Consider the following 17,341-nt stretch of genomic DNA (forward strand, 5'->3'; position numbering starts at 1 on the left):
TGGTGTAAAAAATGGAAATAAAAAATAGATTAAGTTGTCTTTGGGGGAAATTCCATTCAAAGCGAAAGGGGATAATAAAGATGGAGGATACTGATGTTTGGAACGGATAAGCTAAAAAAGGGGAAGTGGCTGATAAAACTATATCAAACGATATTGAATGCAGCATTGATTTTTCTTAGCTTTATGCTTGCTTATTTTCTTTTTAGAGAACTTTATTACATTGTAAAAGATATTTTCTGGGGTAATGGGAATATTCATGAGATTTTTGGTAAAATACTAATATTTTTCTTATATTTCGCTTTTATTTCTATGATTGTACGATATTTCAAAGAAGATTACCATTTTCCATTACGATACCTTCTATACATTGGGATTACAGCTACAATTCGATTTATTATAGTAAATAACGGAGAACCAATTCAAAATTTCTGGTTATCTATAGTAATTTTTGTACTTACAATAAGTTATATAATTTTACCTACTACAGAAGCTAAAAAAGATTAAAGGATTAGATAGGAGAAATGAAATGAAAAAAAATGTGGAACATCAATTCAATATGTTACTTCGTGAAATACGTAAAGAATATGTTGGAAATGGGCCAAAAGAAATTACGACTCGTTTTGTAGGCCCTTGGGCTATTAGTGAGATGAAAGGCAATCTGACGAATGTGGAACATTTTATGATGGGTTCAACGGAAGGAAAACGAGTCGTTCATGAGGCACGAACGAAGTTAGTAAAACAGATTTACAAGAATCCTGTGGTTTTGAAAAAAATTGAGGAAATAACAGAAGCAAAAGTTGTGAATATCTTTACAGATATTGATATAGAAACTGATACAGCAATGACTATTTATGTATTTGACAAAACTATTCATAGAGAATGATTATCTATCATTTTGAATAACAATGGACTTATATCTTAGAATGGAAATGATAAGGCTAGGGTTTACATATGAAACCCTAGCCTTTGAAGACTCTTTAAAGATTATAACAATTAAACAATCATATAAAGATATAAAAAAGAAGGAGGAGCAGTAATGGATATCAAAAAAATGTTAGAGATGATAAAGGTAACAGAGGTTGATACAGAATTACTTATTTCCAAAATACACAGAAATCTCATAAACCTTTATAACAAAAAAGATATTAGAGATTACACTGAAATTTTAAACGATATGTTAGTATTAGCGGTTCATCTTAAATTTGATATGGTTTTAAAATATTTTGGTGCAGCTCCAATTGTTGCTGCGGATGAAAGAATTCAATTTCAGGAAATATTTAAGTGTCTAGGAACAAGAAACAACAATAAAGATTGGTTTTTAAATTTATTTTCTCTATTTTTAGGAATAGCTATTGTTTTTAAATTTGATACAAGTGAAATGGAAAGGAATTTCTGCGAAAAGAGAAGAAGTTGATGTTTTTTCTTTTGTTAAGAATCATGCATTTGCGAATATCCCCGGACTATGACCAAAACAGGAGAATCACCCACCTCAAGCTTGTGTAGAGGTAGGTGGGGATAGTTCAATTGAATAAGTGTATGCACCTGCATGCTATGAAGTAAAACCTTGCGTTTTTGTAACATCTTTCATTCAATAATTCCATTTTCTAGAATTCTTAGAGTGGGTGTTACTTTAACACTTGCTTCTGAGAACGTATTGGGCCATTCATTTTCAATTTCTTTCCATTGTTTATATTGAAAGGCACGTGCATAATCGCCAAACCCGAATGGATCAAGCTTCTGTCTTTGGACCTTATGGATTAAGTCATTGAAATCTTTCTCTAGCTTTTTCGTAATAAGTGCAGTTAGTTTCTCCACATCTTTTTTCATGTCTATATCAAATGTACGCTCTGCGATGGAAGCCTTGAGTTTCATTTTCATATCAAAAACAAAATGATTTCCATTATAGCGAGTTGAAATATCCCTGTTTATATCAAGAACATTTATCGTTACAAAGTCCTTTCCTTTTGTATTCCGAAGAGAACTATGGGTTGCAACTGGTGCAGAAGGTATATGTATTGTAAGGGAAACGGGCGGGATTGCCTCCTTTTGCAGCATAAGAAGCAGGGCGCTTTCAGTACGATTTAAAGACATCTTATAGATTCCTCGGCGAGTTAAAAGCGCAGAACCAGTGACTACGAGTTCCCTCTTTCCTTTTTCTACCTCTGAGATTGCAGGTGTTATCCCCTTATTAAAAGTTTGTCGATGGAATTCATGAAAAGTAGTAAAAACTGTGCGATTATATAGTTTGTTTGTATTAATCAAATCAGTCAAGTATTCAGGAAGTGGCGGCTTATCTTTAAAGACATTATATATAATAGAAGAAATGGGTCCTTTCACAGCAACAAGACGCATATTTCCTGTGTTTTTTGGATCACGATACCATACATCAAGGTAAGGCATAGCTCCTTCCTTTTCTAAAAAATTTTGGCTGAATAAGATGAGTTGTAATTTTTCAGTAGAAACTAAGCCGTTACTTGAGCTATTAAACATTTCTTTCGCTTCCCTTGGTGTATTCACTCGCGATTCATGTACTTCATACTTTTTCTCAACATCTTCATTAAAATTAGGGATTAAATTGTAAACTGTCAATTTCCCTTTTTTATTCGTATCAAACCCGTAAATTAATGATATAGATTGTTTTTCCAAGTCTAGTCGGTCCATGCAGCCTGTCAGAAGGGTTAACAGAAAGCAGGTCAAGATGAACTTCATGAACTGTATCATTTACTTCTCCTCCTTTGCCACCGTTGACAAACTGTTATGTATAAGAGAAAGACAACAGGAAATATAAAAGAAAAGAAATAACTAGTTCTTCCCCATAATTCCCTTAACGCATCTATTTGGTAAGAAGAAGGTGTGTAGAAGAAAAAAATGAAAACACATGCGGATAGTAAGATCCAAATAGGAAACGGTCCCCCTTTTTTATTAAATAATTCATTTATTCCATCCGTAGCAGTAAAAATGTAGGGAATACAAGAATCAAAGATAACAAAGAGATAGAACGACAAAAAAATAATTTCAAATCGTTCGAGAAATGAAAAGTGAAATGGTGTAACAAGAGAAAGTGTTGGCCATAAAAATTTTGTTATCCCATCCGGGCTAAAATAAACGAAACAAACGAGAGTGACTTGAAGATAAATGAACAACGTAATTACATTGGCGATGAAAATGCCTTTTCCTGCAGATTGTTTGTTATTCAGATAAGGATAGAGGACAAATGCAAATTCAAATCCGAGAAAGGCAATTATGGTTGATTTTACCGTATTAAAAATCGGCAGCCACCCTTCCTTTAAAAGCGGGAGAAGATAGATCCAATGGCTATCTTTCAGCGGAATAAATAATAAGAGTGGCATCCAAAGCGTAAAGAAGAAATGAAAGACTGCATAGCGACTTATGATCCGCACTCCTCCGTGAGTTAACATATACATTGGAATAGCTAATAAAAGCATAATTAAATAACCTGGAGTTCTAGGTAAAATCCAAATATGAACCACCAATAAGAGAGAAAAAACCAAGGAAACAGCTGCGAGCAGAGAATATAGAATCCAGAGAATCATCCCCTAATTTTCCTAGCCATTTCCCTAAATAACGAGTCAGCACATCAAGTAAAGTATCTCCAGGATGCTTTGCCATGATTTGCACAATACATAGACTCACCAACGTAGTGAGTGCCCATCCGATAATAATTGAAATCCACCCGTCTGTGCTTGCTCCTTGGGCTACCTCTCGCGGGAGCGTCAGTACCCCGAATCCAACTTGAACACCGCTAATCGTTAGAATATACTGTAGTAGAGAAATTTCCCGCTTTACACATTTGTTCACTTATGATCCCCCTTTTCTTTCATGTTTCCTTGCTTGTTTCCTTGTTTAGGTCGGAGAGATAGTGGTCGTTTCTTCAGCAGCCGCTGTGGTAAACGAATAAATGCATCTTTCAAATCGGAAATATGCAAGGGAGAAACGGGACTACCATAAGGAACACCGAGTGATTCTAAAGAAAGTAAATGAATAATGATCACTGTCATCCCGACCATAATCCCAATTATGCCGAACATAGAGGCGATAATCATCATGGGAAAACGAAGGAGACGAATTCCTGATGACATTTCCAAATTGGGAATAATGAAAGATGCAATCGCGGTGATGGCTACGACAATCACCATAACATTACTTACAATCCCAGCCTGAACTGCCGCCTGCCCAATCACAATCCCGCCTACAACGCCTATCGTTTGTCCGATGGGACCAGGAAGCCGAATGGCTGCTTCGCGGAGCATTTCAAGCACCAACTCCATTAATAATGCTTCCAATATAGGGGGAAAAGGAATTTTGGCACGTGATTGCCCAATTGTTAACAGCAATTTGAGCGGAAGAACTTCATAATGAAAGGAAATCATAGCGATATAAAGAGCAGGGGCAAAAATCGCAATAAATAATGCCGTAAGACGAAGCAAACGTATAAATGAAGCGATAGCTGATCTTGCACTGTAATCATCTATGGTTTGAAAAAAGGCTGGAAAAGTCATAGGCCCAATTAATACACCTGGTGAGCGGTCTACAACAATAGCAATTCGACCTTGCAGCAGCTGGTGTGCAGTTGTATCTGGACGCTCAGTTATAGAAAACTGCGGAAATGGGGTGTATGAGTTATCTTCAATAAGACCTTCTAACGTACCAGTACTAAGAATTGTATCAATTTTGATAGATTGGAGACGACATTCCATCTCTTTAAGGGCATCCTCATTTGCAATATCTGCCAGATAAAGCATAGAAACCTTGGCACTTGCTCGTTCTCCAACATTGAAATTTTTGACCTTTAACTCACGATTTGGGATGTAACGACGAATGAGGGCAATATTTTCGCCAGCTATTTCCGTAAAACCTTGGTGTGAGCTTTTCAATGAGGCTTCTGTCGATGGCTCCTGAATATTTCTCTTTGGTCCCCCTTGTGTTTCGAGTTCCAATGCTGTTACCTGACCATCAATAAGTAAAATGCTTTTACCATGTAGAAGAGCCTGTTCAATTTCTGACCATCTCTGAACCTTTTTGATCTGCCCAATGGAAACAGAAGACTTCCAAAAATCTTGCTCATTCCATTCCTGAAATAAGAGGGGGCGAAGAATATCTATATTGATGACAGTTTTATCTACTAATCCCTCCATATACACGAGTGCAGCTCCTTGTCCATTCTTTAATGGAAAGGTTCGCGTAATCAGCTCTGGAATTCCGTCAAATAGCTTGGACAAATGATTTAGATTTATGGAAATAGAAGAAGCAATCATGCTGTTTAATACATTGTCAGCTTGTTTCTGCGTAGAAAAAGATTGTTTCCCTCGTAGCCGTTTATGAAAAGAGTCCATACATTCACCTTTTCCCTTGTTGTGTTTCATATGGTTTATTATGGAGGATTAGGCGAAGACATATACTTTTTTTAGATCATAGAGAAAATGAACGATTGTAAGGAAACTAAATGAAATATTGCAGAAGAGGATGTTCGTGCAAAATGGTAAATGAAATTTTATCGGCGATTTTTCAAATATATCGATCATTTCTCACAATATATCAGCGATTCGACAAAGGATATCGACCATTCGGCAAATAGCGACACAAAAACAAGAATCTGTTGTCTTTTGTTTCACGCATTAATGGGCAGTAAGACTCTCTAAACTAGGTGGGGGATGAAGACCCCCCGCAGATTAAAGTTTCACCTTATTAGAATTGTTCATTACGTGTTCAAGAACTCTAAAAGCACCTTATTAAGATCATCTGCTTGATCAATTGGTGATCCATGGCCACTGTTAGTAAGGGGATATAATTTAGAGCCTCTAATTCGTTGCTGCGTAATCTCAGCGCTTTTGAAAGGAATGAGTTGATCATGAACCCCGTGGAATATCATTGTTGGAACATGAATTTGACTTAAATCTTTTGTTACATCTTCGTTTGCGGCTGCTTGAAGGATTTTAATAAGAGCATAGGAAGCGGATTGCAGTCCGAGGTAGGAAAACCAGTCTAACGTAGCGGAACCTAGATTCCGATTAAAAAACATTAAGGACACATCGCTAAGAAATTTAGGAAGATTCATATACATTTGATGAATAAGGGCATCAGCTTGTTCTTTAGAAACACCGTAAGGGGACTCTTGTTTTTTCACAAAAGAAGGAGAAACAGCATCTATTAGTGCTAATTTTGAAATATGTCTTCCGTTATAGCGAGACATGTATCGAATTGAAAGGGAGCCGCCGACAGAAAAACCAACTAAAGTAGCATTTTCTATTTGAAGGGCGTCTAACACAATCGCAATATCATCAGCTAAACGATCGTAGGAATAACCGGTCCAAGGTTTATCAGATTGTCCATTTCCTCTGATATCCATTGCAATACAACGGAACCCGTGTTGTGGTAATACGTTAAATTGATATTGATACATTTGATGATTTAGTGGCCAACCGTGAACAAAAAAAACAGGCTTGCTGCCAGGGCCAGGGTTAATATCCTGTACAAAAATATGTACATCTTTTTCGACTTTAACAAACATTGCCTCGCCTCCCATTAACTTAATAGTTTCCTATTCTTTAACTCGGTCACCAAATTGTTATTTTGTTATAGCCGTAATAAATTCAGTATAAAATAGTGTAGTTTTTTCTCCAGTTATGACATCAGGTTTTCCTTCGATGTGTAAAGCCCCCGTATTATAAGTATTATATTTCATATTTTTTATGATTACGAAATAACGAGTTAGTCGGATTGCTGTCACAAATGTATAAATGAAGTTAAATTTTCCTACATTATTCGATATTGCTTTGGTTAAACCTAATAGTCGTTTATTATAATAATGTGTGTTAGTAATCATATACTGAAAGTATATGGGGTTGGGGAAGTGTTAAAGTGAAAGAAAACTTTATTTCATTTCAAGAAGAAAAGAAAAATGCCTGCCTCTTTTTATGGGTATTGAGTATTGTATGGGGTATATACGAAATAGTTTATTCTATTATGCTAGGAGATTCTGTACCACTTATAAGATTAGATGTTCAAGTTCCAAAGTTTTTGTATGGGGCTTGCTTAATCGCATGCAGTATGTATCTGATAAAAAGAGAACAGGCATATCGTGTTAAGTACATATGTTTAATAGCTTATATGTTTTCGGAAAGTTTTAATTTGTATTGGTATGCAATTCACAATAAAGTAGCATTTAATGATGGGAATATACTTGAATTTGTTTTTATTTTATTTGTGCCAATTTTTATGAGTAAAAGATATTTACTGTGGCTATTTTTGATTTTAATGGGGAAATATAGTGTATTTTTGGTCCTGGGAAAAAAAGGGGCATTTATGCCGTTGGTTATGTATAGTCTTTTATTATTTGTAACGTATCTCTTATTGAATCGATTTTTACAGTACCTTTCTGCTGTAAACAATGTAATGATAGAAAAACGAGAGTCTGAAAAGCTCGCAGTTATTGGGAGAATGGCTGCGTCTGTTGGACATGAAATTAAAAATCCACTTTCATCATTAAGGGGATTTACACAATTGCAGAAAGAGAAATATATAGAGGATAAAGTGTATGAACAGATGATTGATGAAATTGAGCATATAAACAATATGATCAGTGAACTGATGGTAATGGCAACTTGTAAGCCTTCTACCTACAATAGTTATTTAATAGAAGAAATTGTATCAAATGCGTTGAAAGAAATGAGTGTAGAAATCAAGAGGAAACAGCTGTATCTCACTTATGATGCCGCACCTGATCAAATAAAAATAGATTGTGATCATCGTAAATTAAAAGGAGTATTTCTATACATAATAAAGAACGCAATTGAAGCGATGGAACATGCCGGAACACTTCAGATACATATAAACAAAAGAAATGAAGATGGTGTAATCGTAAGTATTGTAGATAGTGGGTGCGGCGTGCAGGAAGAGAATTTACAGCGTCTAACAGAAGCTTTTTATACGACAAAGAAAAATGGCATAGGTTTAGGGCTGACGGTTGCTTGTAAAATTATCGAAGAACATAATGGGGAAATACATATTACGAGTACAAGAAACGTAGGAACGAAAGTAGATATTATTTTACCTAGAATGCAAGATGAGGTGAAGCATATCTATTGTGAATAGAGGAGTTACTACATGGACAGTGTTTATAAATTAACAAAGGAAGAGATTCGAACGTTAAAGCTGTTTTTAAGTTTATTCTTTACGACTTTTTTTATTTATGATATTGCATATTATTATATTATGCCTAGGCTAGAAGGGGGAGGAGATGGGGCACCAATTCTAGAAAGGGGTTTAGGGATATGGTTGTATATTCTCATGGTTATATTGGTGTTTGTGGGAATATATGTGGCGAAGCGACAGAATCCATATGCTGTGAAATATATTATTTTCATAGGATATAATATATTAGATTTCATTCATAATTTTATCATTTACTATGGAACAGGTTTAGAGTTTGATGCAGGGAATATAGTAGAGGGATTTTTCTTCCTTTTTGCACCACTCTTTGTGAACAAACGCTATTTTTGGTTAGTAACGGGAGGGACAATAGTAAAGTATGCGTTAATGGGATTGGTTGTGAATTCTTTTATTGTTCTTATTCCTATTGTCCTTTGTAGCTTATTTTCCATTATAGGATGGATAATTTTATTGAGGTTCCAATCTTATATACGCACAATTGAAATGATGCATAAGGAATTGCAACAATCGGAGAAGATGACTGTAATTGGAAGAATGGCGACGGTTATCGGGTTTAAAATGCGTAATCCACTAATGCTATTAAAAAGCTTTGTTAGCAAACAACAAGAAAAGTATCCTGAGGACAAAATATATTGTGATATTATGGAGCAAGAAATCGAAAGAATCGATACAATTGCCACCGAACTTGTAGAGCTTGGAATTTCTAAGCCAATGGAATGCGGGAATCATAATATAAAAGACATTCTTTCGTACGTTGTAAGAATTATGGGGCAGCCTGCTTCGGAACGAGGAATTAAAATACATACCATTTATAAAGGTGAGTTACCAAGTATAACATGTAACGAAAAACGTTTAAAACAAGTGTTTTTAAATGTAATAAAAAATGCGATTGAATCAATGCATACGGGTGGGACAATTATAACCCAGGTAGCTGTAAAAGATGCTATGATTATTCGGATTACAGATGAAGGATGCGGCATACCGAAAGACAAAATTCCTAAACTGAGTGAAGCTTTTTATACAACGAAAGATGATGGAACTGGCTTAGGATTAATGGTTACATATAAGATTATTGAAGAACATCAAGGGAAAATACAATTTGAGAGTGAAGTTGGTGTAGGGACTACGGTTGAGATTGTGCTCCCAATTTCGTAATAACAAAAAAAGAGAAAATTCGTCCACTAAACGAATTTTCTCTTTTTTGATGTCATAAGCCTTACATATTATTAGGGTTCTAGTAGTCCTTAAGTTTCCAAGATAGCAATTTGCAAGAAGAAGGATTACTGACAGATTGCTTTAGGATTATATCATATAAAGTATCAAGAAATGATATGCAATATTTCATATTATCGTTTAGAACAACGTAGTCAATTGATAGGTAGATGTTTACGTAGAAAAAAGGAAGCGGTTATCTTTTTAGAAATCGCCAAGTAAGAAAGCTAGCAAAAAGATAGGAGATTCCCATAGCTAAGAAACTATATTTTGCACCCACATACCATGATGAAGATTCATGTAGAATGATGCCCATAATTGCTACCCCAACTAATGCGCCTACTTGCCGATTTACATTTAAAGTAGCCCCCGCTATATTTCCATGTTCACGACCAGCAGCTTGCATAACAGCCGTTGTCATGGCAGGAACAGAGATACCTATTCCAAGGTTGACAATCGCATATATGATTGCTAACAACCAATAAGGTGTGTCTGGTGAAACAAAAATTAAAAAGAATGAGCCTAAGCTTGCAATAAGTAAGGAAATGAGCATCAGTAATTTGGAACCGAAGCGAGGTGCTAGCTTAGCGAATAAGAGATTCCCGATTACAAAGACAGCCATCATTGGTAATAACTCGAGTCCAGCTAGAAAAGGACTAGCGCCTCGCGCATGTTGAAGGAATAAGCCGAACATAAAAATCCCACCAAACAATGCAAAGTTAATTAAAAAACCGACGATATTTGCCGGAGAAAATTGTGAATTACGAAATAATGAAAATGGAATAATTGGTTGCTTTGAATTACGCTCAGCGATGATAAATAAACTAGCAGTTACAATTGTAAAAAGAAACCCTCCCAGTATTTGAGGTGAAGTCCAGCCGTAGGAGGGACCTTCAATTAGACTAAAAGCTAGGATAGCCAAAGTGATCACTCCTAATCCATGGCTGAGAAGATTTAGTTTCATTTGCTGGCGTGGTGAAGCAGAAATAACATAGTAAGCCATGAAGATACCAATGATCCCGATTGGTAGATTGATGATGAAAATACTCCGCCACCCAAAGGAGTTTACGAGTACTCCTCCAATGAAAGGGCCAATTCCTGAAGCGACTGAAACGATAGCAGACCATAGCCCAAACATTTTTGCACGTTGTTTTTCATCAGAATAAGAAGCAGCCAAAAGATTAAGAGAGCTTGGCATAAATAGTGCTGCACCTGCACCTTGAAAAATCCGTGAGATAATAAGAGTATTTCCAGCTGATGCGATAGAGCAGAAAAGTGAAGCAAGAACGAAACAAACGAGTCCAATTATATACATATGTTTCGCACCAAAGCAATTTGCAAGTGACCCACCGATAAGAAGGAAAGATGCAAATGATAAAATGTATCCATCGACAATCCAAGGTGCACTAGAAAGTTCTACATGTAAATGGTCTTGAATGTCAACAATCGCAACATTTACGACAGTCACATCAAGCGTGGCCATAATAAACCCCATTGCGAGCGTAAGTAAAGTGATGATGCTAGAAGGTTTCACTTGTTTTGTTTCTACATGTGCTACTGAGTGTGTACTCATGTCAAAGCCCCCTAATAGATATTTACTAATATTTCCCTAAACACTATAATAAATAAAGTGCTTTATTTATGGAAGTACTGATTTTTTATATAGCTACTTCACTTTTGTATAGTTAAGGGGATGGATACAATGTGCGGAAAAGAAGAGCAAAACATATCAAAGTGTTCCATTGAAAAAACGATGAATGTAATCGGTGGCAAGTGGACGTTTCTCATTTTACGAGACTTATTTTACGGACCGAAGCGATTTGCAGAATTAGAAAAATCACTAATTGGTATTAGTCCAAGAACACTTTCATTACGCTTAAAAGAATTAGAGAATGAAAACATTATAGACCGAACTGTTTATTCAACAATGCCACCTCATGTGGAATATTCTTTATCAGAAAAGGGACAAACACTTCGTTCGATTTTTGATGCGATGAGGGAGTGGGGAGATTTGTGGGGAGTTTTAGATTTAGAACAAGATAAAAAGAAAAGTACATCACTTAGCTAAAAGTGATGTACTTTTCTTTTTATACTGTGGTTAGTTTTGTATCAAGTAAAGGAACAAAATCCTGTATGCTTTCTATAAAATAATCTGGTTGTACAGAGAACTCTGGAGATTGATAGTTTGATAACCATTGGACACCAATTGTGAGTACACCTGCTTGCTTGCCTGCAAGTATATCTGCATCACTATCCCCTATGAATACTGCTTGTTCTTTTGTTATATTCAATGCGTTTAAGACGTGGAAAATTCCTTCAGGATTAGGCTTTGGTTTGATTACATCATCCCCAGTAATAATGTAATCAAATAAGGAATCTAGTTCTAATGCTTCCAAAGAAATATCTAAACTTCTGCGGGCTTTCCCAGTTACGATAGCTAACTGGAATCCCTTTCTCTTTAAATCTAATAAAAGATTGGCTATTTCAATATTTTTATCTACGTACTCATGGTGTTTTTCTTTATACCACTTGTAATATTTTTCAACAGCAGCTTCTTTATTATGTGAAAGTAAGTTGGAATGAATAATCCCAACCTCACTCGGACCAAACATCGAAAGAATATCTGAGTCTGTTAGAATCTTATTGTCAAATTCTTGAAATACATTTTGAAACGAATAATAACATAAAGGCAATGTATCAGCTAATGTTCCATCAAAGTCTAGAATAATTGTACGTAGCATTTTCCCACTCCTTCAAGCATATTTGTTGATGAGTCTTTCTTAATGTTAAGTTAAAATAAGTATAATTGATTGTTTGTTTGTGTGTTATACTTAAAATAACTTAAAAGAACTTAAAAGTAAATAGAATTAGGTGATAAAATGAATCAGGAAGAAAGATTAATAAGAATAACGGAATACTTGAATGGTCATAAAACAATGAGCTTGAAAATGATGTGTGAATTGTTTCGTGTCTCAAGAGATACAGCACGAAGGGATATTGTGAAGCTAACAAATGAAACAGAAATTGTTCGAACGCATGGTGGGGTAGCTTTGCCTTCTTTTCACCACAAAATTTCGGATTACGTAAATCGAGAAGAGAAAGAGGCTGAGTATAAGCAATCTATTGGAAAAACAGCAGCATCTTTCGTGCGAGATAATGAAATTATTTATCTTGATGTTTCCACAACTGTTAATTGTATGGCTTCGTTTTTAGAAGCAAACAATGTGACAGTTGTAACAAATTCCATTGATACAGTAAATCGTTTAGCAGATACTACTAATGTAAATATTCATATTTTAGGTGGACATTTGAATAAGCAATCGCGCCATGTAACAGGGTTTGCAGCTATGGAAAAATTAAAGGATTATCATTTTGATAAAGTATTTATTGGAGCGCCTGGAATTACAGAAGAGGGTGTTTACTATGCATTTGAAGAGGATATATATTTTAAACGTGAGTTAATCAAACAAACGAATCAAGTATTTTTACTCATTGATGCTACAAAGTTTAACCAGCGTCAAAGCTTTAAAGCGTTGCAGTTAGAAGCGATTGACACGATTGTTACAAATGATAACGTTCCAGAGCGTTTAAGTGATGTTGTGAGAAATCATGGTATTGAAGTCGTGCTGGGAGAGTAGTGCAAGAAAAAGGGGGATATGGAGATGAAGGGAATTATCTTTGATATTGATGGCACAATTTTAGATACGGAGAAGGCAGTTTTATATTCATTACGAAAAACATTGCAGGAAGAAGGGGGTCAGTACGACTTAGAAGATTTACGGTTTGCATTAGGGATTCCGGGGATTGCTGCGTTACAGAAATTAAGGGTAGCGAATATAGGAAGGGTTCATGAGAAATGGACTAAGAATATGTCGGAATTTAAAAATGAAATAAAGGTTTTCGAGGGAATCGAAGAAGTGATACAAGCGGTAGCTCCATATAATATTCGAACAGGGATTGTCACTTCGAAAACAAGACAAGAATTCGTTGATGATTTCGAACCATTTGAATTGCATTCATACTTTGAGCATTCTATTTGTGTGGAAGACACAAGCAATCACAAACCACATCCGGAACCATTATTAACATGCTTACAACGACTAAATATCAATGCTAGCGAAACAATCTATATAGGTGATTCCCTGTATGACTTACAATGTGCAAAACAAGCGGGGGCAAAATTTGGTTTAGCACTCTGGGGAGCAAAAACAACAAAGGGATTTGAAGAAGCTGATTATGTTTTTCAAATTCCTCATGAAATTTTGCAGGTAGTAACAAGAGATATGTAGGCTTAGCTACATATCTCTTGTTATATAAAATTACTATTGTTAAAAAACTTATTGTGAAAAATACAAATATTATAGTATATATATATAAATAACTGCATTAGAATAATTTGTATTTTGTGAGAGGGGAGACAGATGTTTTCTAAAGGCATATGGCCTATATTTTTTATAATGCTCTTTTCTTTGATAGTAAAAGATATCGTATTAAGTGTACTTGTTTATGTATATGAAATACCAGATTCCGGTTTTTTCAGTGTTAAAACATTAATTGGATTTATCATATTTGCTTTCATATATGCGCCCTTATGGTGGGTGTTTAACAAGAGAGAAGAAAGAAAGTCACGTGTAAAAAAGGTTAATTTGAAAATGATTCAGCCTTAAGATGTTACATGTATATGAAACAAAAAAAGGATTCTTAGTGAATCCTTTTTTATAATCAATCTCGCATATAAAATCTAATGACTTTCTTTGTATCCATATCAACAAAAACATCTACATTTCCAAGTGTGTAAGAACGATCAGATGGAAACGAAACACGATAGACGTTTTTTCCGATATAAGAGGAATCTTTGACAGAAGATATTCCGGCTTGCAATGTTTCGATTGTAATTGTAGCATTCTTCCAGCCGTCACTTAGTTCTTCTTTCGTATGTTCAGATAATTGATCCCACACGTTTTCTTTAATTCGTCTTCAGGGGAAGTGTTACATGAGCTAGTAGGCTTGTGGATGAATTAGCAATAAAAGAGAAAGTCTTTTGACTTTTGAAGCCCCCAATTCAAACAGACTGTAAGGTCGTTAAGTGGTGGGGAGTTCACTTTGAAATAAAGAGTCTAATGTGTTAAATCTGGCATAATACATCCCCTTTTATCGCATATATTGTATGGTAGTCGAAATTTTCTGTATACAACAAATGGATAGAATTCTTAAAAAGAATGGTACAATATAAGAATGATGTATAGAGGTAGGAGGACTATTGAATGTACGTTACTGTAACAGATGCAGCATATAAAAAAATTATGGATATGATTCCGAATGAAGCGAAGTTTATCAAATTATTTTACGATAATGAAGGGTGCGGCTGCGTGATGAGTGGCATTATTGATTTAGTAGCTGTATCAGAAAAAGATGAACGTGATGTAGATATTGAATCGAATCAATTGCAGTTTATTGCGGATCGTACGAAGCTTGTTTTTATGGATGATAAGTTGACTGTTGATTTACATGAATCAGGAGGACATTTTCAATTGAAAAGTCCAAGTCAATTTTATAATCCAAATATGAAACTTCATATTCGAGTATAACTTATTAAGGAGGAGCAAATTGAATGCTCCTTTTTCTGATGCAATTTTTCATGTAATGAAATGTACATATGATTGAATTTTCTGTATAACTTTCCGTGCGGAGGGGATACGTGTGAGAAGATGGGGGATTGAATTATTACTTTTAAGTGTAGTTATAATTTGGGGTGTCAATTATACAATTGGAAAATACGGGCTTGTAGAATTTACAGCCATTGAGTTTACTGCGCTCCGTATGATTACAGCAGCACCGCTATTATTATTACTTACATTGTATATTGAAAAGTCATTGCATATGGAGTTACGGGATATACCGAGGCTCATTGTAGTTAGTGTTGTGGGAATCGTGCTGTATCAAACATTATTTATGGAAACTATCAAATATACATCTGCTACGAACGCTTCCTTACTCATTTCTATATCACCTATTTTTACAACGATGTTTGCAGTTTTTTTGAAACAAGAGAAGTTTTCTCAGCGAAAGCTAGTCGGTTCTATTGTAGCTTGCATTGGTGCTGCTCTTGTTTTATTAGCTGGGCATTCACTGGCTGGTTCCTTTTATGGAAATGGGATTGGACTCATTACATCGATATGCTGGGGGCTTTATCCAGTTCTAGCAGGACCACTGATTAAAAAATATTCAGCACTTCGCGTGACTGCATGGTCAGCAGTTGTTGGAGCTATTCCACTCGCTATACTAAGCGGATGGCATATTTTTTCATTGCCGTTTCAAATTGAACAAGGAATGACATGGTTTGCGCTATTATATTCTATTTTCTTTGTCACAGTATTTGGCTTAGTTATGTGGTATATTGGAGTTCAAAAAAATGGGGCCTCTCATACAATGGTGTATATGTATATTACGCCATTTGTTGCAGTTGTATTTGCGGCGGTATGGGCGAAGGAATATATTTCGTTGCAACAAATGATCGGCGGGGGGATTATTTTTCTCGGTTTATGGTTTGTGAAATCTGAAAAGTTTGAAACGCAGTCAATTGCGCCAGAACATATATCAAAATAGGAAAACAGATCAGTTATGATCTGCTTTCCTATTTTTTTATTTTGGGCAGAAATATAAGGAACAAAATAGCAGTAATAAGTGGAAGTAAGTTGAGAAAAGGTATGCGAAACAGTGCAATGAGAATAATCCCAGGAAGAAGAACACCGAGGACAGCATAGAAAATACTATGTTTTTTTGTGTACCAATATAACGAGAGTCCTATAAGTGCAGGGATAATGAGGTGGATGAGAGCCATTAAAAAATAAATCATTAGAAGCCCCCTTTACTTGTGTACTTACTACATCATATCCATATGTTTATAGATTGATATCACTTTTTTGTAAAACTATGAAAAAATGTTTGAAAAAAAGTCATAAATTGCGCCTGCCTTCAAACTAGAAATCTTGTATAATATTATTTCCGAAAAATATTTTAACAACATAAGTGTAGTGTTTATGTTGTTTTTCTTTGAATATAACAGATAAAGTCTGATGATATGTAAATAAGATGATAATGGTAAAGGAGAACTGCATGATTAGTATGTCACTAAGGTCATTTAAAATTCAAATGTATTATTTGTTAGGTGCGATGCTATTAGGATGGGCGATGACACCTTTTTCTGCACACTTTCTAGGTGCGGGGATTGGTTTACTTGTTAGTATGTATTGTGTTTGGATTTTAGGAAGACGTATTGAAAAGCTTGGAGATAGTATTGTAAAAAAGAGTAAAGCACCAACACTTGGTATGATTAATCGCTTTGCAGCAGCGATTCTCGGTGCGATTATTATGTATGAGATTGAACACCATATGGTTATGTGGGCGTTTGCTGTTGGGATTATGGGTGGTTACTTTTTAATTGTTATTAATTTAGGATACTATAGCATGAGAGATGCGAAGAAATAAATACAAAAACCTTTTCTTTTAGTTGAGAAGAGAGCGTCCGGCGATGTGTAGCAGCGGTCAGTGCTTTTTTGGCTCCATGCCGTGTGTGAAAACAAAGGGAGCAAGTGAGAGGGGAATCCATTTTTATTTCTGAAGCCGTGATGTGTATGTTGGGAAATCAAAATATACAAATTTTCCCTCCTGGTATATCCCTTTTCTTTTTGAGTAGGGAGAGAACGTCCGGCCATGGATAAAGGCGGTCAGTGCTTTTTTTCGCTTCATGCCGTGTGAAAGTAAAAGGAGCAGGTGAGTAGGAAATTTGCATTAGGAGTACCACGAAAGTAAAAGAAAGAAGCTTACGTTTTGATCGTAAGCTTCTTTTTTATTGTAAGTATGTGCAACCAGCAAAGCCGCATGGGTTTTGTCGGTGAGTACGCGATCCTTTTAGGTTACAACATGCTTATTCATATGA

Annotated in this window: 18 protein-coding genes and 1 pseudogene; 11 read left to right on the top strand and 8 right to left on the bottom strand. The window is 35.5% G+C overall.

The features are described from left to right. Positions 1-93: 93 nt before the first annotated feature. From AC1M36_RS04195 to AC1M36_RS04205, 3 genes are all read left to right on the top strand, one after another. Positions 94-504 carry a phosphate-starvation-inducible protein PsiE gene (locus AC1M36_RS04195; protein ID WP_336450522.1) on the top strand — a complete coding sequence of 137 codons (411 nt, stop codon included), beginning with the start codon at positions 94-96 and terminating at the stop codon, positions 502-504. A gap of 22 nt (positions 505-526) precedes the next feature. Beyond that, entirely contained in the window at positions 527-883 is a 357-nt protein-coding gene (locus tag AC1M36_RS04200) for a Na-translocating system protein MpsC family protein (RefSeq protein WP_336450521.1), read from the top strand. Between the two features lie 153 nt (positions 884-1,036). Next, positions 1,037-1,414 carry a hypothetical protein gene (locus AC1M36_RS04205; protein WP_336450520.1) on the top strand — a complete coding sequence of 126 codons (378 nt, stop codon included), beginning with the start codon at positions 1,037-1,039 and terminating at the stop codon, positions 1,412-1,414. Positions 1,415-1,584: 170 nt separating this feature from the next. On the opposite strand, the gene AC1M36_RS04210 is transcribed toward AC1M36_RS04205, so the two are convergent. The 4 genes and pseudogenes from AC1M36_RS04210 to AC1M36_RS04225 all read right to left on the bottom strand — a co-directional run bounded on the left by AC1M36_RS04210 (position 1,585) and on the right by AC1M36_RS04225 (position 6,529). After that, the gene (locus AC1M36_RS04210) at positions 1,585-2,721 is read right to left on the bottom strand and encodes a Ger(x)C family spore germination protein (RefSeq protein WP_336450519.1); all 1,137 of its coding nucleotides are present in this window, start codon (positions 2,719-2,721) and stop codon (positions 1,585-1,587) included. Further along, positions 2,718-3,819: pseudogene (locus tag AC1M36_RS04215) on the bottom strand (endospore germination permease). Before AC1M36_RS04215 ends, AC1M36_RS04210 begins: the two are co-directional and overlap by 4 nt. Then, positions 3,816-5,354 carry a spore germination protein gene (locus AC1M36_RS04220; RefSeq protein ID WP_336450518.1) on the bottom strand — a complete coding sequence of 513 codons (1,539 nt, stop codon included), beginning with the start codon at positions 5,352-5,354 and terminating at the stop codon, positions 3,816-3,818. Before AC1M36_RS04220 ends, AC1M36_RS04215 begins: the two are co-directional and overlap by 4 nt. Positions 5,355-5,719: 365 nt before the next feature. Continuing rightward, on the bottom strand, positions 5,720-6,529 hold the full coding sequence (locus AC1M36_RS04225) for an alpha/beta fold hydrolase (protein ID WP_336450517.1): 810 nt from the start codon (positions 6,527-6,529) through the stop codon (positions 5,720-5,722). A gap of 350 nt (positions 6,530-6,879) precedes the next feature. On the opposite strand from AC1M36_RS04225, the gene AC1M36_RS04230 reads away from it, so the two are divergent. Beyond that, entirely contained in the window at positions 6,880-8,112 is a 1,233-nt protein-coding gene (locus AC1M36_RS04230) for an ATP-binding protein (RefSeq protein ID WP_336450516.1), read from the top strand. Positions 8,113-8,124: 12 nt separating this feature from the next. Further along, entirely contained in the window at positions 8,125-9,345 is a 1,221-nt protein-coding gene (locus tag AC1M36_RS04235; protein WP_336450515.1) for an ATP-binding protein, read from the top strand. 253 nt (positions 9,346-9,598) lie between these two features. Here AC1M36_RS04235 and AC1M36_RS04240 read toward each other — a convergent pair whose 3' ends face one another. Continuing rightward, entirely contained in the window at positions 9,599-10,975 is a 1,377-nt protein-coding gene (locus AC1M36_RS04240; RefSeq protein WP_336450514.1) for an MFS transporter, read from the bottom strand. 129 nt (positions 10,976-11,104) lie between these two features. Here AC1M36_RS04240 and AC1M36_RS04245 point away from each other — a divergent pair, with 129 nt between their 5' ends. Beyond that, positions 11,105-11,470, top strand: coding sequence for a winged helix-turn-helix transcriptional regulator (locus AC1M36_RS04245; protein WP_336450513.1), 366 nt, complete (start codon positions 11,105-11,107; stop codon positions 11,468-11,470). A 19-nt stretch (positions 11,471-11,489) separates the two neighbouring features. Here the strand turns inward: AC1M36_RS04245 and AC1M36_RS04250 are convergent, their stop codons facing one another. Then, positions 11,490-12,143, bottom strand: a complete 654-nt coding sequence (locus AC1M36_RS04250) for an HAD family hydrolase (protein ID WP_336450512.1) — start codon at positions 12,141-12,143, stop codon at positions 11,490-11,492. 138 nt (positions 12,144-12,281) lie between these two features. Here AC1M36_RS04250 and AC1M36_RS04255 point away from each other — a divergent pair, with 138 nt between their 5' ends. Both AC1M36_RS04255 and AC1M36_RS04260 read left to right on the top strand, forming a co-directional pair. Continuing rightward, positions 12,282-13,040: a DeoR/GlpR family DNA-binding transcription regulator gene (locus tag AC1M36_RS04255; RefSeq protein ID WP_336450511.1), complete on the top strand. Its 759-nt coding sequence runs from the start codon at positions 12,282-12,284 to the stop codon at positions 13,038-13,040. 24 nt (positions 13,041-13,064) lie between these two features. Continuing rightward, complete coding sequence (locus tag AC1M36_RS04260) at positions 13,065-13,691, top strand: HAD family hydrolase (RefSeq protein ID WP_336450510.1); 627 nt, start codon at positions 13,065-13,067, stop codon at positions 13,689-13,691. Between the two features lie 433 nt (positions 13,692-14,124). Here the strand turns inward: AC1M36_RS04260 and AC1M36_RS04265 are convergent, their stop codons facing one another. Then, on the bottom strand, positions 14,125-14,361 hold the full coding sequence (locus AC1M36_RS04265; RefSeq protein ID WP_336450509.1) for a hypothetical protein: 237 nt from the start codon (positions 14,359-14,361) through the stop codon (positions 14,125-14,127). A gap of 305 nt (positions 14,362-14,666) precedes the next feature. On the opposite strand from AC1M36_RS04265, the gene AC1M36_RS04270 reads away from it, so the two are divergent. Then, positions 14,667-14,990 (top strand): iron-sulfur cluster biosynthesis family protein, encoded by a 324-nt coding sequence (locus AC1M36_RS04270; protein ID WP_336450508.1) that lies wholly within the window; start codon positions 14,667-14,669, stop codon positions 14,988-14,990. A gap of 112 nt (positions 14,991-15,102) precedes the next feature. Continuing rightward, positions 15,103-16,008, top strand: a complete 906-nt coding sequence (locus tag AC1M36_RS04275; protein WP_336450507.1) for a DMT family transporter — start codon at positions 15,103-15,105, stop codon at positions 16,006-16,008. Positions 16,009-16,036: 28 nt separating this feature from the next. Here the strand turns inward: AC1M36_RS04275 and AC1M36_RS04280 are convergent, their stop codons facing one another. After that, positions 16,037-16,258, bottom strand: coding sequence for a hypothetical protein (locus AC1M36_RS04280; RefSeq protein WP_174100125.1), 222 nt, complete (start codon positions 16,256-16,258; stop codon positions 16,037-16,039). Positions 16,259-16,518: 260 nt separating this feature from the next. Here AC1M36_RS04280 and AC1M36_RS04285 point away from each other — a divergent pair, with 260 nt between their 5' ends. Then, positions 16,519-16,890 carry an ATP synthase subunit I gene (locus AC1M36_RS04285; RefSeq protein WP_336450506.1) on the top strand — a complete coding sequence of 124 codons (372 nt, stop codon included), beginning with the start codon at positions 16,519-16,521 and terminating at the stop codon, positions 16,888-16,890. The last annotated feature ends 451 nt before the right edge of the window (positions 16,891-17,341 follow it).

Source organism: Bacillus sp. Medicinal_06, from assembly GCF_056711665.1.